Source organism: Streptomyces sp. NPDC050806, assembly GCF_055586425.1.
The window spans coordinates 523,453-542,518 of sequence record NZ_JBVJIF010000006.1 but is presented as its reverse complement, the minus strand read 5'-3'; the positions used below and the strand labels follow the sequence as shown (position 1 = coordinate 542,518).

Here is a 19,066-nt window from a genome sequence, read left to right as displayed (position 1 = left end):
GTTCCGGGCCCTCCGCACGTCGCTACGCGGCCGTACCGCCGTACGGATGCCAGCCCGCCGTACGTACCGTGAAGCCCATGGGCTCCGGCATCGTGATCTCCTGCCCGAAGATGCCCTTCGCGGTCTCGACGAAGTGCCGGCCGTCGAGCTGGAGCACGTGCCAGGTCGCGTCGTTCGGATCGACGATCAGGTAGACGAGGATGCCCGCCTCGGCGTACCGCTCGCGCTTGTCCTCCCAGTCGCGCCGGATCGCGGCGCGAGTCGTGGAGACCGTTTCGACGACTGCCCGGACGATCCGAGCGGGCCAGTCGGGTTCCGCGCCGTCGTGGGCCGGGCGGTCCTCGGCTCGGATGATGACGGCGTCGGCGCGTGGGCGGTAATCGTCGGCCACCAGAACGCCACGGCCGCTCCACGCTTCGAACGGTGCCAGGGTGTGCCGCACCAGGGTGCGGCCCGGCAGGTCGTGGAAGAGCCCGGGGTCGGGTTGCAGGACCAGTTCGCCGTCGAGCAGCTCGACGCGCGGCCCGCCGGAGACGTCCAGTTCGTGCCACATCCGGATGAGCGCATCACGGTCCACGCAACGTCCTCCTGATGCAGCGCTTGGCGCTGAGGGTAGTGCGCGGCAACGCAGAGGGGCCCGGGACCGCTGAACGGTTCCGGGCCCCTCTGCATGCCTGCGGCCTACTTCACCTGCGGCTTGCGGATGTTCAGGTGGAGTTCCTTCAGGCGGGACTCCTCGACCTCGCTCGGGGCGCCCATGAGGAGGTCCTGGGCGTTGCCGTTGAGCGGGAAGGCGATGGTCTCGCGGATGTTCGGCTCGTCCGCGAGGAGCATCACGATGCGGTCCACGCCCGGGGCGATGCCGCCGTGCGGCGGGGCGCCGAACTTGAACGCGCGGAGCATGCCGCCGAACTCCGCCTCGACGGTGTCCTTGTCGTAACCGGCGATCGAGAAGGCCTTGTACATGACCTCGGGCTCGTGGTTACGGATCGCGCCGGAGGACAGCTCGACGCCGTTGCAGACGATGTCGTACTGCCAGGCCAGGATGTCCAGCGGGTCCTTGGTCTCCAGCGCCTCCAGGCCGCCCTGGGGCATGGAGAACGGGTTGTGCGAGAACTCGATCTTGCCGGTGTCCTCGTCCTTCTCGAACATCGGGAAGTCGACGATCCAGCAGAAGCGGAAGACGCCCTCCTCGAAGTGACCGGCGCGCTTCGCGGCCTCGACGCGGACCGCGCCCATGATCTTCGAGACCTCGTCGAACTCGCCGGCGCCGAAGAAGACGGCGTGGCCGGGGGCCAGGTCCAGCTTGCTGACCAGGGCCTTGACGTCGTCCTCGGTGAGGAACTTGGCGATCGGGCCGGTGAGCGCGTTCTCCTCGCCGACGCGGACCCAGGCCAGGCCCTTCGCGCCCTGCTCGACGGCGTAGTCGCCGAGCCCGTCGAAGAACTTGCGCGGCTGGTCGGCGGTGTCCGGCACGGCGAGCGCGCGGACGTGCTTGCCGGCGAACGCCTTGAAGCCGGAGCCCTCGAAGACGTCGGAGACGTCCACCAGCTCCAGCTTGGCGCGCAGGTCCGGCTTGTCGTTGCCGTACTTGAGCATGGACTCGCGGAACGGGATCCGCGGGAACGGGGAGGTGACCTCGCGGCCGCCGCCGAACTCGGTGAAGAGCTCGGTCATCAGCTTCTCGACCGGCCCGAAGACGTCCTCCTGCTCGACGAAGGACATCTCGATGTCGAGCTGGTAGAACTCGCCCGGCGAACGGTCGGCGCGGGCGTCCTCGTCGCGGAAGCACGGCGCGATCTGGAAGTACCGGTCGAAGCCGGCGATCATCAGCAGCTGCTTGAACTGCTGCGGGGCCTGCGGCAGGGCGTAGAACCGGCCGGCGTGCAGGCGCGAGGGGACCAGGAAGTCGCGCGCGCCCTCGGGGGAGGTCGCGGACAGGATCGGCGTCGCCATCTCGTTGAAGCCGAGCGTCACCATCTTCTGGCGGATGGCGGAGATGACGGCCGTGCGCAGCATGATGTTGCGGTGCATGCGCTCGCGGCGGAGGTCGAGGAAGCGGTACTCCAGGCGCTTCTCCTCGTTGACCCCGTCCTCGGCGTTGATCGTGAAGGGGATCTGCTCGGCGGCGCCGAGCACCTCGACCGCGGAGACCTCGATCTCGACCTCGCCGGTGGGCAGGTCGGGGTTGACGTTGTCCGTGCCGCGGGCGCTGACCTTGCCGTCGATGCGGACGACGGTCTCCTTGGTCAGGGAGCCGAGCGCTTCGTTGGCGGGGGTGCCGGGGCGGGCGACGAGCTGCGTGATGCCGTAGTGGTCGCGCAGATCGATGAAGAGGATGCCGCCCAGGTCACGTCGATTGTGCAGCCAGCCGCTGAGGCGGACGTCCGTGTCGACGTCCGCGGCCCGGAGCTCGCCGCAGTTATGGGACCGGTACCGATGCATCGCTCATCCAAGTCGTCGCGAGTCGAGGTGGGGCAACGGGGGCGGGAGGCCGGGTCGGCTCCCGGGCGACACCCGATGATCACCCCAGGATTGGCATAACCGCTCCAGGTTACCGCTCCGCCCCCTCGTCACGGGCTGCCATATACACGTCAAGAAACTCGCGGAGATCCCCCGGGGGAGCACCGGAGGACTTCCTGTCGGCACACCATGGGACCAGGGTCACGTCCTTCTCACTGGTGGGCCTCCGTGAAACCCACATAAAGTGATGCAATGCGCACCAAGGACGTCCTGGCCGCCATCGGCACGGGCCTGTGGCACTGGGACCACGCAGTCGGCAAGGTGACGCTGGACGCCGAGGCGGCCAGGCTGCTCGGCCTGCCCGAGGAGCCCGCCGACTTCAGCGAGGCCTTCATCCGCTCCCGCTTCCACGCCGTCGACTTCGCCGAGATCAACGGCGTCGTCCACCTCGCGCTGACCGAGGGAACCCTCGCCGAAGGCCGGCTCCGCGTCATGCGCGACGACGGCAAGGTACAACGCGTCGTCCGCTGCCGCGCCCGGGTCACCCCGCTGGACAACAGCTACGAGCTGGTCGGCACCCTCCAGGAGGTCCCCGAGCCGCAGCCGGGCACCTCCGCGGCGCGCACCCCCGTCACCGGCGACTGGCGCCGCTCCCGCGAGGCGTTCCTGCTGGACGCGGGGCGTGCGCTGGCCGAGGCCCGCTCCACCGCCGAGGTGCTGCGGGTGGCCGCCGGCCTGTCCATGCCCGGGTTCATGCCCGACGGGCTGGCCGTCTTCGGCATCAAGGGCGACCACATATCGGTGATCGGGCACCACGGCCACAAGCCCGGGGCCGAGCGCCCCTTCGTCGACATGCCGCTGCAGACCGACTACCCGGCCGCCGAGGTGATACGGACCGGACGGGCGATCTACCTGCCCACGCCCGAGGAGTACCGCCGCCGGTTCCCCGCCACCTGGCCGATGGCCGAGCGGTTCGAGCGCCAGTCCTGGGCCTTCCTGCCGCTGATCAGCGCGGGCCGCACGGTCGGCGCCTGGATGGCCGCCTTCGGCCACCGCGTCGCCTTCACCCCCGACGAGCGCTCCGTGCTCACCACCGTCGCCCGGATGCTCGCGCAGGCCCTGCACCGCGCCGGGGACCAGGAGTCGCAGCTGGAGCTGACGACGGGCCTGCAGCGCAGCATGATGCCGACGGTGCAGCCGGACATCCCGGGGATGGCGGTGGCCGCGCGGTACGTGCCCACCGGCGGCGGCCTGGAGGTCGGCGGCGACTGGTACGACATGATCACCCTGCCGTCGGGCCGGATCGCGCTGGTCATCGGGGACGTACAGGGCCACGACGTACGGGCCGCCGGCCTCATGGGCCAGCTGCGGATCGCGCTGCGCGCCTACGCCTCCGAGGGCCACCACCCCGACGCCGTGCTCTCCCGCGCCTCCCGCTTCCTCTCCGGCCTGAACGACACCGAGGCCGAGGGGATGGACCCGCGCTTCGCGACCTGCCTCTACATCGAGGTCGACCCGGCCACCGGGCTGCTGGACATCGCGCGGGCCGGCCACCCCGACCCCGCCATCCGGATGACCGACGGCACGATGCTGGTACGGCCGACCGCGGGCGGGATACCGCTGGGCATCGACCCGGACACGGACTACCCGACCACCCGGCTCGTCCTGGAGCCCGGCGAGACGATGCTGGTCTGCACGGACGGGCTCATCGAGACCGGCGGGCACGACCTGGAGAGCGGCTGGACCCGGCTGCGGGACGTCATGGAGGCCCATGAGGACCCGGACACCGACGACGGGCTGGAGCGCCTCGCGGACGCCCTGGTACAGGCCGTGCACGGGCCGTCCTCGCACCACACCACCGGGCCGCTGGCGGACCGCCGCGAGGACGACATCGCGATGCTGCTGCTGTCCCGTGAGAGCGCCAGCTGCGCCATCGGCACCGGCGGCATGCAGCCCGGGCCGCCCCTCCGCCGTACGGTCCTGACCATCGCGCAGGCCGAGCCGGAGCGGATCGCCGAGGCCCGCGGCCAGATCCGCGACGTCCTGCACGACTGGGCCGACGAGGACCAGGTCGACTCGGCCGTCCTGATGGTCTCCGAGATGGTCACCAATGTGCTGCTGCACACCGACGGCGACGCCCTGCTGGTCGCCGAGATCTCCGGTACGCGGGGCGCCCGGCGGATCCGGGTGGACGTGGCGGACAGCAGCGACGAGCTGCCGCACCGCCGCCGCCCCGGCGAGCTGGCCTCCTCCGGACGCGGCCTGGTCCTGATGGAGCTGCTGGCCGGCGCGTGGGGCGTGGACCCGCGCGGGGACGGCAAGTCCATCTGGTTCGAGCTGTACGAGGACGCGGGGGACGGCGGCGGCATCGTGGCGGACGCGGCTCAGGCCGGCGTTCCCCCGGAGGAGCCCCCGGACGGCGGCCCCTCGCTGTCCGGCCCGCCGTTGTCCGAACCGGCGGCGTAACGCCCGTGCAGCTCTGACAGGATCCCCGTCACCGCGGCCGCCAGCGGCACGGCCAGCAGCATGCCGAGGATGCCCGCCAGGCTCGCGCCCGCGGTGATCGCGATCAGCACGACGGCCGGGTGCATGTGGACGGTGCGGCTCTGGATGAGCGGCTGCAGGATGTGCCCCTCCAGGACCTGCACGAACAGCACCACGCCCAGCGCCCACAGCGCGATCACGAAGCCCCGGTCGGCCAGCGCCACCAGCACCGACACCGCACCGGAGAGGAACGCGCCCAGGTACGGGATGTAGGCGCCGACGAACACCAGGGCACCCAGCCCGACCGCGCCCGGCACCCCCAGGATCAGCAGCCCGACGGTGATGCACACGGCGTCGATCAGCGCGATGACGGTCGTACCGCGCATGAAGCCCTCGACGGCCTCGAAGCCGCGTCGCGCCATCCGCTCCAGCTGCGGCCCGGAGTCGCCCGGCGCCCAGGACCGCAGCACGCCCACCGCCTTGTCCGCGTCCCGCAGGAAGAAGAACGTCAGCAGCAGCGCCAGCACGGCGGCGGCCACGGTCTGGCCGACCAGGCTGATGCCGGAGAGCAGCCCGGTGGCGGCCCGGCCGCCGAACTTCTCCGCCAGCTGCTTGATGTTCCCCGTCAGGTCCCCGAGCGAGGTGCCGGTGGCGCCGAGGTACTTGCTCAGCTCCTTGGTCGCCTGCTGCACCGACGCCACGATCTGGTCGCCGGTGTCGATCAGCGCGGAGACCACGATGTACCCGGCGCCGCCGACGACCACCAGCAGTGCGGCGCAGGTCAGCGCGGACGCCAGCGAGCGGTTGAGTTTCATCGCGACGAGCCGCCGGTAGAGCGGTTCGAGCAGGGCGCTGCCGAGCAGGGCCAGCAGGACGGGCGTCACGGCCGCCTTCAGGTGCACCGTCAGCCAGACGGCGACCGCGAGCACGGCGGCGACGAGCAGCGCCACTCCGCACCAGGCCGCGGTCCGGCGCGCACCGAGGGGAAGCAGAGCTTCCTGTTCATCCCTGTTCATCCGTTTATGCACCCGCCCAGTCCACCACGCGGAGGCGCGTCACGGCCCGCACAGCACAGAGCCGGGCCCGGCGTTTCACGTGAAACGCCGGGCCCGGCCGGAGCGCGTTCGGGTCAGCCGGCAGCAGCCGGGATGGTGCCGAGGCGGCCCGCCTGGAAGTCCTCGAAGGCCTGGGCCAGCTCCGCGTGGGTGTTCATCACGAACGGGCCGTAGTGCATCATCGGCTCGCGGATCGGCTGCCCGCCGAGGAGGACGACCTCGAAGTTCGGGCTGCGGGACTCCTGGGTGGCATCCGCCTTGATCGTGACCGAGTCGCCGGCGCCGAAGACGACCGACTGGCCCATACGGAACGGACGGCCTTCGGGGCCCGCCGTGCCGCGCCCGGCCAGCCCGTACGCCAGCGCGTTGAAGTCCGACCGCCAGGGCAGCGTCAGCTCGGCACCCGGGTTGATCGACACATGCATCATCGTGATCGGCGTGTGCGTGATGCCGGGGCCCTCGTGCCCGTCGATGTCGCCCGCGATCAGCCGCAGCAGCGCACCGCCGTCGGACGAGGTCAGCAGCTTGACCTGACCGCCGCCGATGTCCTGGTAGCGGGGGGACATCATCTTGTCCCTCTTCGGCAGGTTCACCCACAGCTGGAGGCCGTGGAAGAGACCGCCGGACATCACCAGCGACTCCGGCGGCGCCTCGATGTGCAGCAGGCCGGAGCCCGCCGTCATCCACTGGGTGTCGCCGTCGTTGATGGTGCCGCCGCCCCCGTGCGAGTCCTGGTGCACGAAGGTGCCGTCGATCAGGTACGTCACCGTCTCGAAGCCGCGGTGCGGGTGCCAGGGCGTGCCCTTGGGCTCGCCGGGCGCGTACTCCACCTCGCCCATCTGGTCCATCATGATGAACGGGTCGAGGTGCTTGTAGTCGATGCCGGCGAAGGCCCGGCGGACGGGGAAGCCCTCGCCCTCGAACCCGGTGGGCGCGGTCGATACGGCGAGCGCCGAGCGCTGCCGGGCGTCGGCAGGCGCCGCGACACGCGGCAGGGTCAGCGGGTTCTCAACGGTCACTGCGGGCATGACGGCCTCCTCGGTCGTTCGGCTTTCAAGTTAGTTGAACTCTGAACAACCTGCAAGGCGCACTTCATTCCCCACGCGTTTCCGCAGGTCACCGGGGAGAGAAAACCGGTGGGCCGGTCGCGTACGGACGCGACCGGCCCACCGGGACGGGGTGGGCGACGCCTCGGCCGCCCGGGAAGTGAGTGCTAGCCGTACATCCGCCGCATCGCGAAGTCGACCATCTGCTCCACGGCCTTGGCGTCGAAGACCATGCGGTGCTCGCCCTCCATGTCGAGCACGAAGCCGTACCCGGTGGGCAGCAGGTCCAGCACCTCGGCGCCCGTGATCACGAAGTACTTGGACTCCTTGCCGGCGTACGCGCGCAGCTCCTTGAGCGAGGTGAACATCGGGATCACCGGCTGCTGGGTGTTGTGCAGCGCCAGGAAGCCCGGGTTGTCGCCGCGCGGGCAGTACACCTTGGAGGTCGAGAAGATCCCTTGGAAGTCCTCGGCGGACATCGACCCGGTGGTGAAGGCACGCACCGCGTCGGCAAAGGAGGGCGGGGACGGCTCGGGGTACAGCGGCTGCCCGCCGTAACCGCCAGGAGCCTGCTGCGGCGGAGGCGGCGCAGCACCGTAACCCTGCTGACCCGCACCCACGTTCTGGTCGTAGCCGTACATAGCTGCAAAGCGTACTGAGTCACAGATGGGCCGTTAGGGGTTGCTTCTTATTACCGACGGGTAGCATCCTGGTAGCTACTACCTGGTATGCGTTTGAGGACCTCCTCACGAAGGATTACGGAGCCGTCGCCATGGGGCACTACAAGTCGAATCTCCGCGACATCGAGTTCAACCTCTTCGAGGTGCTCGGCCGCGACAGCATGTACGGCACCGGACCGTTCGCCGAGATGGACGTCGACACCGCCAAGAGCGTGCTGTCCGAGATCGCGCGGCTGGCGGAGAACGAGCTGGCCGAGTCGTACACCGACGCCGACCGGAACCCCCCGGTCTTCGACCCGGAGACCAACACCGCGCCGGTCCCGGCGTCCTTCAAGAAGAGCTACCAGGCGTACATGGACGCCGAGTGGTGGCGGCTGGGCGTGCCGGAGGAGATCGGCGGCACCACGACGCCGCGCTCCCTGCTGTGGGCCTTCGCCGAGTCCATCCTGGGCTCGAACCCGGCCGTGTGGATGTACGCGTCCGGCCCGGCCTTCGCCGGCGTGCTCTTCGAGGAGGGCACCGAGCAGCAGAAGCACATCGCCAAGGTCGCCACGGAGAAGGGCTGGGGCTCCACGATGGTGCTGACCGAGCCCGACGCGGGCTCGGACGTCGGCGCGGGGCGCACCAAGGCGATCAAGCAGGAGGACGGCTCCTGGCACATCGAGGGTGTGAAGCGCTTCATCACCTCCGGTGAGCACGACATGTCGGAGAACATCCTTCACTACGTGCTCGCGCGCCCCGAGGGCCACGGCCCGGGCACCAAGGGCCTCTCCCTCTTCCTCGTGCCGAAGTACGAGTTCGACTTCGAGACCGGTGAGCTGGGCGACCGCAACGGCGTCTACGCCACCAACGTCGAGCACAAGATGGGCCTGAAGGCCTCCAACACCTGCGAGATGACCTTCGGCGACAAGCACCCCGCCAAGGGCTGGCTCATCGGCGAGAAGCACGACGGCATCCGCCAGATGTTCCGCATCATCGAGTTCGCGCGGATGATGGTCGGCACGAAGGCCATCGCCACCCTGTCGACCGGCTACCTGAACGCCCTGGAGTACGCCAAGGAGCGCGTGCAGGGCCCGGACCTGGCGGCCTTCACCGACAAGACCGCGCCGCGCGTCACGATCACCCACCACCCCGACGTGCGCCGCTCGCTGATGACGCAGAAGGCGTACGCCGAGGGCATGCGCGCCCTCGTCCTCTACACGGCCACCGTCCAGGACGAGATCCTGGTCAAGGAGAGCGCGGGCGAGGACGCCTCCGCCGAGCACGCGCTGAACGACCTGCTGCTGCCGATCGTGAAGGGCTACGGCTCGGAGAAGTCCTACGAGCAGCTGGCCCAGTCGCTGCAGACCTTCGGCGGCTCCGGCTACCTGCAGGAGTACCCGATCGAGCAGTACATCCGGGACTCCAAGATCGACACCCTCTACGAGGGCACCACCGCGATCCAGGGCCAGGACTTCTTCTTCCGGAAGATCGTCCGCAACCAGGGCGCGGCGCTGACCACCCTGTCCGAGACCATCAAGAAGTTCCTGGCCGAGGCGGTCGGCGGCGAGGAGCTGGAGGGCGCCCGCGGCGAGCTGGCCAAGGCGGCCGGTGACCTGGAGGCGATCGTCGGCGCGATGCTGACCGACCTCGCCGCCACCGAGAAGGACGTCAAGTCCATCTACAAGGTGGGCCTGAACACCACCCGCCTCCTGCTGGCCTCGGGTGACGTCGTCATCGGCTACCTGCTGCTCAAGGGCGCCGCGGTGGCCCAGGAGAAGCTGGCCACGGCTTCCTCCAAGGACACGGCGTTCTACCAGGGCAAGATCGCGGCGGCGAAGTTCTTCGCGCACAACGTCCTGCCGGGCGTCACCGTGCAGCGCGGCCTCGCCGAGTCCGTCGACCAGTCCCTGATGGAGCTGGACGAGGCGGCGTTCTGATCCGGCGCGTGGCCTCCCGCCGCTGAGGTCCCGTGCCGCCCGCCTGCCGCTCGTCGTGGCCCCGTCCGGTTCGCTCCGGGCGGGGCCCTCGGCGTACCCCTGCGCGAGGTACTCGCGGGCACGGCGCCCTGCCCGCGAGTACCTTTCGTCGCAGTGGACACACAGGCCACGCGGGCGCCGTATTCCACTCATCCGTACGGCGTACCGCCCACCCGGTGCGACGCCTCCTTATGCTGAATCCATGAGCACATCTGTCCGCTTCGACCGCGGCCACACCGACGACCTGATGTCCTTCCTCGCCGCGAGCCCGTCGCCGTACCACGCGGTGGCGAACGCGGCCGCCCGGCTGGAGAAGGCCGGCTTCCGGCAGGTCGCCGAGACCGACGCCTGGGATGGTGGGGCGGGCGGCAAGTATGTGCTCCGCGGCGGCGCGATCATCGCCTGGTACGTGCCCGAGGGGGCCACCCCCGCGACGCCCTACCGCATCGTCGGCGCGCACACCGACTCGCCCAACCTGCGGGTGAAACCGCTCCCGGACACCGGGTCACGCGGCTGGCGGCAGATCGCGGTCGAGATCTACGGCGGCACGCTGCTCAACACCTGGCTCGACCGGGACCTGGGCCTGTCCGGGCGGCTGACGCTGCGGGACGGCACCCACCGGCTGGTCAACGTCGACCGGCCGCTGATGCGGGTACCGCAGCTGGCCGTCCACCTCGACCGCTCGGTCAACGCCGACGGCCTCAAGCTCGACAAGCAGCGGCACATGACGCCCGTCTGGGGCCTGGGCGAGGTCCAGGAGGGCGATCTGCTCTCCTTCGTCGAGCAGGAAGCGGGGCTCGCGGCGGGCGAGGTCCGCGGCTGGGACCTGATGGTGCACAGCGTCGAGCCGCCCGCCTACCTCGGCCGGGACCGAGAGCTGCTCGCCGGGCCGCGGATGGACAACCTGCTCTCCGTGCACGCCGGTGCGGCCGCGCTCGCCGCCGCCTCCGCGCGGGACGACCTGACCTGCATCCCGGTGCTGGCCGCCTTCGACCACGAGGAGAACGGCAGCCAGTCCGACACCGGTGCGGACGGCCCGCTGCTGGGCACGGTGCTGGAGCGTTCGGTCTTCGCCCGCGGCGGTTCGTACGAGGACAAGGCGCGAGCCTTCGCGGGTACGGTGTGTCTGTCTTCCGACACCGGTCACGCCGTGCACCCGAACTACTCCGAGCGGCACGAGCCGGGCCACCACCCGATGCCGAACGGCGGCCCCATCCTGAAGGTCAACGTCAACCAGCGGTACGCCACCGACGGCGGCGGCCGCGCGGTCTTCGCCGACGCCTGCGAGCGGGCCGGCGTGCCCTGGCAGTCGTTCGTCTCCAACAACTCCATGCCGTGCGGCACGACGATCGGCCCGATCACCGCCGCCCGGCACGGCATCACCACCGTCGACATCGGCGTCGCGATCCTGTCCATGCACTCGGCGCGCGAGCTGTGCGGCGCCGAGGACCCGCACCTGCTGGCCACCGCCCTGACGTCCTTCTTGGAGGGCTGAGTTGGAATTCTCCCTGCTCGGCCCGGTTGCCGTCACCACCGCCGCGGGTGAACTCCCGCTCGGGCCCGCCAAACGGCGCAGCGTGCTCGCGCTGCTGCTCCTGCGTCCCAACACCACGGTCCCGCTGGAGCAGTTGATCGACTCCCTGTGGGAGGACGAGCCGCCCGCGCATGCCCGTACGGTCGTACAGGGACACGTCTCGCGGCTGCGCGCCACGCTCGCCGAGGGCGGCGCGGAGGCGTACGGCGTGGAGCTGGCCACCCACGGCTCGGCCTATCTGCTGCGGCTCCCCGAGGAACTGATCGACGCCCACCGGTTCGGTGAACTGGTCTCGCTGGCCCGGCCGGAGGCGACCCCCGCCGACGCCGTGCCGCTGCTGCGCGAGGCGCTCGGGCTGTGGCGCGGCCCGGCGCTGACCGGCACGGTCACCAGCCCGCCGTTCGCCGCCGCCACGCACGCACTGGACGAGCGGCGGCTGACCGCCGTGGAGGCGCTGGCCCGCGCCCACAGCGCGCTGGGCGAACACGAGCAGGCCGCCTCGGTCCTCTACAACGCGGCCGTCGCGCACCCGCTGCGGGAAGGGCTGATCGCCGCCCTGATGCGGGCGCTGTTCCGTACGGGACGCCAGTCCGACGCGCTGGACTGGTACCACCGCACCCGGCGCCTGCTGAGCGAGGAGCTGGGCGTGGACCCGGGCGCCCGGCTGCGGGAGGCCTACGAGCAGATCCTGCGGGCCGAGGAGACGGCTTCGGGGGCCGACGCGGCTCCGGCTGCCGACGCCGCGGCCGGTGCGCCCGCCGCCGGGTCCCGGATGCCGGGACAGCGGGACGCGGACGCCACCGGGCGGCCGGACGCGGGGGTTTCACGTGAAACCGGCGCGGCGGAGCCCGGAGCGGACGGTGGCGCGAGCGGCGCGGCCGCGGGCCCGCCGCGGCTGCTGCCCCGTCCGCCGGCCCGTTTCCTGGGCCGCGAGACGGCGATGGGCCGGCTCACCACGGCGCTCACCGGCGACGCCGGTGACGGCGACAGCCCGCTGGCGGTCGTCACCGGACCGGCCGGGGTCGGCAAGACCGCGTGCGCCGTGCAGTGGGCGCACCAGCATGCCGCCGAATACCCGGACGGGCAGCTCTTCGCCGACCTGCGGGGGTTCGGTGAGGGCGACGCCATCGAACCGGCCGCCGTGCTGCGCTTCTTCCTGACCGCCCTGGGCACGCCCGAGCACGCCGTACCGGCCTCCGCGACGGCCGCCTCCGCGCTCTTCCGGTCGCTCGTCGCGGACCGACGGCTGCTGGTCGTGCTGGACAACGCGTACAGCTCCGCGCAGGTGCGGCCGCTGCTGCCGGGCGGGCCGGGCTGCGCCACGGTCGTCACCAGCCGCAGCAGGCTGGACGGTCTGGTGGCCACCGACTGCGCCCGGCCGGTGGGACTCCAGGTGTTCGGCGTGGCCGAGGGCGTGGCGCTGCTCGGCGCGATGCTCGGCGCCGAGCGGGTGGACGAGGATCCGGAGGCCGCCCGCGAGCTGGTCGAGCTGTGCGACGGGCTGCCGCTGGCGTTGCGCGCGGCGGTCGCCCAGCTGACCGCACGGCCCCGCTGGCGGCTGGCCCGGCTGGCGTCCGCGCTGCGCGACGAGCGGCGCCGGCTGTCCCTGCTGTCGGCGGAGGACACCGGCATCGCCTCGGCGCTGCGGATGTCCGTGGCCCGGCTGTCGGCGGACGACGCGCGGCTGCTGAGCGCCCTGGCGACCAGTGCGGACGGGCAGCTGAACGCCTCGGCGGCGGCCGCGCTGGCCGGCTCGGACCTGGAGCGCACGCAGGACGGACTGGCTCGGCTGGCCGAGATGCACCTGGTCGACGAGGCGGCCACGGACGTCTACACGATCAGCACGCTGACGCAGTTGTTCGCACGGGACGGGACCGGTGAGGCGGACGGGACGAAATCGGGCGACTGAGGTGCCGCAACTCTTGTTGTGTGTCCCCTGATTGACAGCTTGACGGCCGGGTACCCGGGGCGCGACCTGCCCGGAACCGCCGATCAAGAGGAGGCGCACATCATGGGCATCGGCTGGTGCATCGGTCTGCTCGCCGTCGGAGGGATCCTGACGTTCGCGGTGGACTGGCAGATGGCCGGGGTCAATCTCGATCTCGTGGGCCTGATCCTGATGGCGGTCGGCATCATCGGTATTGCCGCGTACGTCAGCATCTTCAAGCGGCGTCGGATGCAACCACCGCCGCCCGCAGCCCCGGTGATCGAGGAGACCCACCGGCACGGCTACGAGTGACGGACCCGCGGCCATGTGACCTCATGTGACACTCGGACCTCATACGTACTTGCCTGAAGGGGCGCCCGCGCAACGCCGCGCGGGCGCCCCTCTCGCGTGCGCGTACGGGAGGTCCTGCCGCGTGCGCACAGGGGAGCCCTGCCGCGGGGCCCGCACGTCCCGTCATGTCCCGGAGCCGCCCGCGGGGCGTCCCGCGCCCGACCCACCACGTCCCACGTCCCAGCAGGTCAGCGACGTCTCGCAGGCGTCCCGGCGGGCGGGATGTCCCATGGGACACGGCAGCCCCGGAAAGCCCCTTCTCCCCGCCCAATGATGGATCCCGTCGCCGAGGCCGACAGGGCGCCGCACCGGAAAGCGCGGCGCTCACCGCCTCACAAACGAGGGGAATCCATCATGTCGCAGACCAAGCACGCCACATTCGGCACGACCACACTGCGCCGCGTCCTGCCCGCGGTCGCCGCGGCGGGCATCGGCATCGCCGCCGTCACCGGCTGCTCCGGCGGGGAGGCGAAGGCCGACACCGGCAGCAAGGCCGCCGCACAGACCACCGTGAAGGCGCGGGACACCAAGGCGGACCTGAAGACCCAGGCGGGCACCGCTGCCGCGCTCAAGACGACGGCGGCCGGCAGCACCTTCCCGACCTGGGGGACCCGCTGGGTGGTGCACGCCTCGCCGGACACCAACTCGCCGTCCGTCGGCATGATCAACAAGGACACGGCCGGCCAGGACAAGATCACCGCGGACTATCAGGTCAACACCGGCAAGAAGGTCTGCGAGGGCAGCGCCTGCTCGACCTACATGGCGCACATCACGGGCCCGGTGACCGGCTTCCTCAGCGTGATCGCCGTCGACATCCCGCAGGACAAGCTGCCCGGCGTACCGGAGCAGGGCGGCCAGAACCCGCCCCCGCCGGCGCCCGGCGGCACCCGCGGCGAGGCGCTGCAGCGCGCGGCCACCTGGCTGACCGCCAACAACGGCGCGCAGGTGCCCTACAGCCAGGCGAAGAACTGGAAGGACGGGTACCGCCAGGACTGCTCCGGCTACGTCTCCATGGCGCTGAACCTGGGCGCGCCCGGCACCAACACCGTGGGGCTCACCAGCTCCAAGATCACCCGGCCGATCTCCGTCAACGAGCTGAAGCCCGGCGACCTGCTCATCGACGCGGCCGGTAACAACAACACCCGGCACGTCGTGATGTTCGAGAAGTGGGACAACGCCGCGCACACCTCCTACACCGCGTACGAGCAGCGCGGCGGCCACGGCACCGACCACCGGTCGCTCACCTACGGGCTCAACGGCGGGGAGTTCAAGCCCTACCGCCCCGTGAAGTTCACGGACTGATCCGGGCAGTATCCGGATTCGGTAACGAGAGGCACTTCCGCCACAGGGGAGCGGAAGTGCCTCTCGCGGTGCGTGCCGCGGCTGTGCTGGAATGCCGTCCGTGCATGGGAATCCGAACCGCGCCACCAATCCCCGCCGTAAGCCGCTCGCCCCCTTGCCCGACCAACTCGACGGTCCCGTACGCGACTTCGTGTCCGGGCTGCGACACATGCACGGCGAACTGGGGCTGAGCCTGAAAGAGCTGGAAGCCCGGCTGCCCGCCAGCAGATCGTCGCTCTCCCGCTACCTGCGCGGCCAGAGCCTGCCGGACGAACGGCTGTTGGTGCAGTGGTGCAAGCTCTCCTTCACCGGCGAGGACCGGCTGCCCGAGCTGGTGCGGCTGCTGCACCTCGCCAACGAAGCGGCACCGGCGAGCGCGACGGAGGGCACGGACGGCCCTGAGCCCGGGGAGGAGGCCGGCGAAGCGCCGGACCGGCCCCCGGCGTCCTCGCCCCGGCTGAAGTGGACCCTCGCGGTGGTGGGCACCGTGCTCGTCATCGGAGCGGCCACCGCCGTGGCCATCGACCTCGCCACCGACTCCCCGGCAGGGAAGGGTGTTTCACGTGAAACCGGCCCGGCCGCCAAGAACCACGAGACCGAGCGGATCACCATCCACAACATCGAGAAGGCCTGCCGGGACAGCCGCAGCAGAGAATGCGCCCTCGGCCTCGCCCTCGATCCGTACGTGCCCTACCGGCCCTCCAACATCGGCGGCCGGGCCTGGCACGGCGACCGGCTGACCGCCTCCTGCCGCATCGCCAACGGTGTCACCGTCACCGACGAGGCCGGCGGCCACAGCAGCGTCTGGTACGAGGTCCGCAAGGACGGCAAGAAGCTGTGGGTGCCCGGCGTCCGGATCGACCCCGGTCAGCTGCAGTACTCCTCGCTCCGCAACTGCCCGGACTGATCCGCCGCCGGGTCGCTCCCCACGGCCGGGTCTCAGGCCTCGCTGTCCATCCCCGCCAGCACCAGACCGAGCCGGGCGGTCCCGTCCGCGGTGACGGTGACCGGCACGCCCCAGTCCTGCTGGTGCACATGGCAGGCCGGGTACTCGATGTCCGGGTCGTCGTCGCAGGACGCGGCCATCGCCGAGACATGGAGCACGCCCTCCGTCACCCCGTCCGCGAGGACCAGGTCACGGCTGAGGTCGGTGTCCGCGCCGTCGCCCTCGGCCAGCAGCTCCGGCGGGGTCGAGCTCACCAGCAGCCGGGTCGAGGGGCCGTAGCGGGTGTCCAGCTTCTGGCCGGCCGGCGCCTGGAAGACCACGTCCAGCCGGAGCCGGCCCGGGGCCACCTCGGTGGCGGCGCGCTGGGTGCGGTGCGCGACGGACTCGACCCGTACCGCCTCCTCGGGCAGCCGCAGCCGGGTCAGCCGGTGCCGCGCCGACTCCACGACCACGATGTCGTCGCCGACGAGCACCGCGTCCGACGGCTCCCGCAGGTCGGTGGCGAGCGTGGTCACCTCGCCGGTCGCCGGGTCGAAGCGGCGCAGCGCGTGGTTGTAGGTGTCGGAGACCGCGACCGAGCCGTCCGGCAGCGCGGTGACGCCCAGGGGGTGCTGAAGCAGCGCCTGGTCCGCCGCGCCGTCGCGGTGGCCGAAGTCGAAGAGGCCGGTGCCCACCGCCGTGCGGACGACGCCCTCGCGGTCGATCCAGCGGACCGCGCTGGTCTCGGAGTCCGCGATCCACAGCCGGTCCTCGGTGGCGGCCAGGCCCGAGGGCTGCGCGAACCAGGCCTCGGCGGCCGGGCCGTCGACCAGGCCCTCGTTGGTCGTGCCCGCGGCCGCCCGTACGGTGCCGGCCTCCGGGTCGTACGTCCACAGCTGGTGCACGCCGGCCATGGCGATCCACACCCGGCCGTCGAAGTACGCCACGTCCCACGGCGAGGAGAGGTCCACCTCGCGGGCCGGGCCCTCGGTGGCCGAGCCCTGCCACCACTGCCGGCCGGTACCGGCGACGGTGGCGACCTCGCCGGTGGCGGGATCGAACGTGCGCAGCGCGTGGTTGACGGTGTCCGCGACGATCACCGTGCCTCCGGGCAGCAGCGCCAGGCCCTGCGGCTCGCTGAAGGCGGCGGTCTCGGCGGGCCCGTCGGTCAGGCCGCGCTCGCCGGTGCCGATCCGGCGCAGCACGCTCTCGCCGTCCGCGTCCAGCTCCACCAGCTGATGCCGGGTGGTGTCCGAGACCAGGAAGGTCCCCCCGGGCAGCTGGAGCGCCTTGCCGGGGAAGCGGAGGTCGGTGGCGACCGGCTCCGGCGGTACGTACGGGCCGTCGCCGCGGCGCAGCGTGCCCTTCGCGGCGTGCTCGGCCTCCAGCTCCTCGACCAGCTTCTCGATGGCGTGGGCGTGGCCCTCACCGGCGTGCTGGGCGACGACGTAGCCCTCGGGGTCGATGACGACCAGCGTCGGCCAGGCGCGGACGGCGTACTGCTTCCACGTGGCCAGCTCGGGGTCGTCCAGCACGGGGTGCTCGACCTCGTACCGCTCGACGGCGTCGACGACCGCCTGGTGCTCCGCCTCGTGCACGAACTTCGGGGAGTGCACGCCGATGATCACGACGGTGTCGCGGTGCCGCTCCTCCAGCTCCCGCAGCTCGTCCAGGACGTGCAGACAGTTCACGCAGCAGAACGTCCAGAAATCCAGGACGACGATGCGTCCCCGCAGGTCGGAGAGGGTCAGTTCCTTGTCGCCCGTATTGAGCCAGCCGCCCTTGCCGACCAGCTCGGGGGCCCGGACGCGTGCACGTGAAGCCATGTGCACATTCAACGCCACCCACCCGGTCGCGCATTCCGGCGGGGCCCATGGGAAGGCGTCAGGACATGAGATACCTGGTACGCGACCGGATCTTCGGCATCGGCGAGGACTACTGGATCGAGGACGAGACGGGACGCCACGTCTACCTCGTCGACGGCAAGGCGCTCCGCATGCGGGAGACCTTCGAGATCAAGGACCGCGAGGGCCGGGTCCTCATCACGCTGCGCAAAAAAGTGCTCAGCCTGCGCGACGCGATGACGATCGAGCGGGACGACCAGGCGCTGGCGACCATCCGCCGCAAGCGGCTGTCGCTGCTGCGCAACCACTACCGCGTGGAGCTGGTGGACGGCACGGAGCTGGACGTCAGCGGCAGGATCCTGGACCGGGAGTTCGCGGTCGAGTACGACGGCGAACTGCTGGCGGAGATCTCCCGTCGCTGGCTGACCGTACGGGACACCTACGCGGTCAACGTGCTGCGCGAGGACGCGGACGCGCCGCTCCTGATCGCGATCGCGGTGTGCGTGATCCGGCTGGCGGAGCGGGAGCGCGAGGACTGAGCGCGGGGCCCGGGACGCTCTGCGAGCACGTGCCCCGGGCCCCGCCCCGTCACGGCGTCGGCAGGCCCAGAACCCGGTCCCGCAGGACGGGGAAGACGTGCCGGGTCTTCCCGACCAGCTCCGGGTCCAGCTCGGCGCTGATGATCTCCTCGTCGGGGCCCGCCTCGGCCAGCACCTCGCCCCACGGGTCGACGATCATGCTGTGCCCGGCCTGCTCGACCCCGCCGTGGGTGCCGCCCGTGCCGCAGGCGAGCACGTACGCCTGGTTCTCCACCGCGCGGGCGCGGGCCAGCAGCGACCAGTGCGCGCGGCGCCGCTCCGGCCAGCCGGCCGGGATCACCAGGGTCTGCGCGCCGGCGTCCACCAGCTGCCGGAACAGCTCGGGGAACCGGAGGTCGTAGCAGGTGGCCAGGCCCAGCGTGGTGGCCGGCAGCTCGACCGTCACCGGCTCGGTGCCGGCGCCCAGCAGGGTCGCCTCGCCCTTGTCGAAGCCGAAGCGGTGGATCTTGCGGTAGTGCGCGGCCTGTTCGCCGTCGGGGGAGTACACCAGCGCGGTGTTGTAGAGCGCGCCGTCCGCTGCCCGCTCGATGACGGACCCGGCGTGCAGCCAGACGCCCGCGTCCCGCGCCGCAGCGGACATCAGCCGGTGGGTCGGGCCGTCCAGCGGCTCCGCCACCTCTTCGAACGCGTCGTACGCGAAGGCGCCGACCGGCCACAGTTCGGGCAGTACCACGAGGTCGGCCGCCGATTGAGCACGCACGAACGAAGCCACTCGCTCGCGACGGGAATTGACCGATTCCTGCTGGTCCACACCGACTTGGATCAGTGAAGCGCGCACAGTACCACCGCCTGGTCTTCGGAGCCGGTTCGCCGTCAAAAAATGCCTACGATGGTCACCCGAAAGCACTGCCGGGGTGCC

Annotated in this window: 15 protein-coding genes; 8 read left to right on the top strand and 7 right to left on the bottom strand. The window is 71.3% G+C overall.

What is annotated here, in order from left to right:
* Positions 1 to 22: 22 nt before the first annotated feature.
* Both ACZ6WH_RS21760 and aspS read right to left on the bottom strand, forming a co-directional pair.
* Positions 23 to 577 carry a Uma2 family endonuclease gene (locus tag ACZ6WH_RS21760; RefSeq protein ID WP_469729964.1) on the bottom strand — a complete coding sequence of 185 codons (555 nt, stop codon included), beginning with the start codon at positions 575 to 577 and terminating at the stop codon, positions 23 to 25.
* A gap of 104 nt (positions 578 to 681) precedes the next feature.
* Complete coding sequence (gene aspS / locus ACZ6WH_RS21755) at positions 682 to 2,445, bottom strand: aspartate--tRNA ligase (RefSeq protein WP_469729963.1); 1,764 nt, start codon at positions 2,443 to 2,445, stop codon at positions 682 to 684.
* 270 nt (positions 2,446 to 2,715) lie between these two features.
* Between aspS and ACZ6WH_RS21750 the strand changes: the two genes are divergently transcribed.
* A complete protein-coding gene (locus tag ACZ6WH_RS21750; protein ID WP_469729962.1) occupies positions 2,716 to 4,929 on the top strand; it encodes a SpoIIE family protein phosphatase in 2,214 nt (737 codons plus the stop codon).
* Here the strand turns inward: ACZ6WH_RS21750 and ACZ6WH_RS21745 are convergent.
* The 3 genes from ACZ6WH_RS21745 to ACZ6WH_RS21735 all read right to left on the bottom strand — a co-directional run bounded on the left by ACZ6WH_RS21745 (position 4,848) and on the right by ACZ6WH_RS21735 (position 7,689).
* Positions 4,848 to 5,963: an AI-2E family transporter gene (locus ACZ6WH_RS21745; RefSeq protein WP_469729961.1), complete on the bottom strand. Its 1,116-nt coding sequence runs from the start codon at positions 5,961 to 5,963 to the stop codon at positions 4,848 to 4,850. The two genes, ACZ6WH_RS21750 and ACZ6WH_RS21745, sit on opposite strands and share 82 nt — an antisense overlap.
* A 113-nt stretch (positions 5,964 to 6,076) precedes the next feature.
* Positions 6,077 to 7,030 carry a pirin family protein gene (locus ACZ6WH_RS21740; protein WP_469729960.1) on the bottom strand — a complete coding sequence of 318 codons (954 nt, stop codon included), beginning with the start codon at positions 7,028 to 7,030 and terminating at the stop codon, positions 6,077 to 6,079.
* A gap of 185 nt (positions 7,031 to 7,215) precedes the next feature.
* Positions 7,216 to 7,689, bottom strand: a complete 474-nt coding sequence (locus tag ACZ6WH_RS21735; protein WP_361553559.1) for an SseB family protein — start codon at positions 7,687 to 7,689, stop codon at positions 7,216 to 7,218.
* 131 nt (positions 7,690 to 7,820) lie between these two features.
* On the opposite strand from ACZ6WH_RS21735, the gene ACZ6WH_RS21730 reads away from it, so the two are divergent.
* The 6 genes from ACZ6WH_RS21730 to ACZ6WH_RS21705 all read left to right on the top strand — a co-directional run bounded on the left by ACZ6WH_RS21730 (position 7,821) and on the right by ACZ6WH_RS21705 (position 15,746).
* Positions 7,821 to 9,647: an acyl-CoA dehydrogenase gene (locus ACZ6WH_RS21730; protein ID WP_469729959.1), complete on the top strand. Its 1,827-nt coding sequence runs from the start codon at positions 7,821 to 7,823 to the stop codon at positions 9,645 to 9,647.
* A 241-nt stretch (positions 9,648 to 9,888) separates the two neighbouring features.
* On the top strand, positions 9,889 to 11,181 hold the full coding sequence (locus tag ACZ6WH_RS21725; protein ID WP_432856695.1) for a M18 family aminopeptidase: 1,293 nt from the start codon (positions 9,889 to 9,891) through the stop codon (positions 11,179 to 11,181).
* Position 11,182: 1 nt separating this feature from the next.
* Positions 11,183 to 13,129: an AfsR/SARP family transcriptional regulator gene (locus ACZ6WH_RS21720; RefSeq protein ID WP_469729958.1), complete on the top strand. Its 1,947-nt coding sequence runs from the start codon at positions 11,183 to 11,185 to the stop codon at positions 13,127 to 13,129.
* 102 nt (positions 13,130 to 13,231) lie between these two features.
* Positions 13,232 to 13,459 carry a DUF6458 family protein gene (locus ACZ6WH_RS21715; protein WP_030621558.1) on the top strand — a complete coding sequence of 76 codons (228 nt, stop codon included), beginning with the start codon at positions 13,232 to 13,234 and terminating at the stop codon, positions 13,457 to 13,459.
* A 393-nt stretch (positions 13,460 to 13,852) separates the two neighbouring features.
* Entirely contained in the window at positions 13,853 to 14,800 is a 948-nt protein-coding gene (locus ACZ6WH_RS21710) for an NlpC/P60 family protein (protein ID WP_469729957.1), read from the top strand.
* Between the two features lie 154 nt (positions 14,801 to 14,954).
* Positions 14,955 to 15,746 carry a helix-turn-helix domain-containing protein gene (locus tag ACZ6WH_RS21705; RefSeq protein WP_432856705.1) on the top strand — a complete coding sequence of 264 codons (792 nt, stop codon included), beginning with the start codon at positions 14,955 to 14,957 and terminating at the stop codon, positions 15,744 to 15,746.
* Positions 15,747 to 15,778: 32 nt separating this feature from the next.
* Here ACZ6WH_RS21705 and ACZ6WH_RS21700 read toward each other — a convergent pair whose 3' ends face one another.
* A complete protein-coding gene (locus ACZ6WH_RS21700; RefSeq protein WP_432856708.1) occupies positions 15,779 to 17,590 on the bottom strand; it encodes an NHL domain-containing thioredoxin family protein in 1,812 nt (603 codons plus the stop codon).
* Between the two features lie 65 nt (positions 17,591 to 17,655).
* Between ACZ6WH_RS21700 and ACZ6WH_RS21695 the strand changes: the two genes are divergently transcribed.
* On the top strand, positions 17,656 to 18,147 hold the full coding sequence (locus ACZ6WH_RS21695; RefSeq protein WP_432856711.1) for an LURP-one-related/scramblase family protein: 492 nt from the start codon (positions 17,656 to 17,658) through the stop codon (positions 18,145 to 18,147).
* 49 nt (positions 18,148 to 18,196) lie between these two features.
* On the opposite strand, the gene ACZ6WH_RS21690 is transcribed toward ACZ6WH_RS21695, so the two are convergent.
* Entirely contained in the window at positions 18,197 to 18,985 is a 789-nt protein-coding gene (locus ACZ6WH_RS21690) for a carbon-nitrogen family hydrolase (RefSeq protein ID WP_469729956.1), read from the bottom strand.
* Positions 18,986 to 19,066: the final 81 nt, after the last annotated feature.

What these genes read in the sequence shown, in the direction of transcription:
- aspS (WP_469729963.1), bottom strand. Translation starts at nt 2,445, where the DNA reads ATGCATCGGTACCGGTCCCATAACTGCGGCGAGCTCCGGGCCGCGGAC.
- ACZ6WH_RS21750 (WP_469729962.1), top strand. Translation starts at nt 2,716, where the DNA reads ATGCGCACCAAGGACGTCCTGGCCGCCATCGGCACGGGCCTGTGGCAC.
- ACZ6WH_RS21745 (WP_469729961.1), bottom strand. Translation starts at nt 5,963, where the DNA reads ATGAACAGGGATGAACAGGAAGCTCTGCTTCCCCTCGGTGCGCGCCGG.
- ACZ6WH_RS21740 (WP_469729960.1), bottom strand. Translation starts at nt 7,030, where the DNA reads ATGCCCGCAGTGACCGTTGAGAACCCGCTGACCCTGCCGCGTGTCGCG.
- ACZ6WH_RS21735 (WP_361553559.1), bottom strand. Translation starts at nt 7,689, where the DNA reads ATGTACGGCTACGACCAGAACGTGGGTGCGGGTCAGCAGGGTTACGGT.
- ACZ6WH_RS21730 (WP_469729959.1), top strand. Translation starts at nt 7,821, where the DNA reads ATGGGGCACTACAAGTCGAATCTCCGCGACATCGAGTTCAACCTCTTC.
- ACZ6WH_RS21725 (WP_432856695.1), top strand. Translation starts at nt 9,889, where the DNA reads ATGAGCACATCTGTCCGCTTCGACCGCGGCCACACCGACGACCTGATG.
- ACZ6WH_RS21715 (WP_030621558.1), top strand. Translation starts at nt 13,232, where the DNA reads ATGGGCATCGGCTGGTGCATCGGTCTGCTCGCCGTCGGAGGGATCCTG.
- ACZ6WH_RS21710 (WP_469729957.1), top strand. Translation starts at nt 13,853, where the DNA reads ATGTCGCAGACCAAGCACGCCACATTCGGCACGACCACACTGCGCCGC.
- ACZ6WH_RS21700 (WP_432856708.1), bottom strand. Translation starts at nt 17,590, where the DNA reads ATGGCTTCACGTGCACGCGTCCGGGCCCCCGAGCTGGTCGGCAAGGGC.
- ACZ6WH_RS21695 (WP_432856711.1), top strand. Translation starts at nt 17,656, where the DNA reads ATGAGATACCTGGTACGCGACCGGATCTTCGGCATCGGCGAGGACTAC.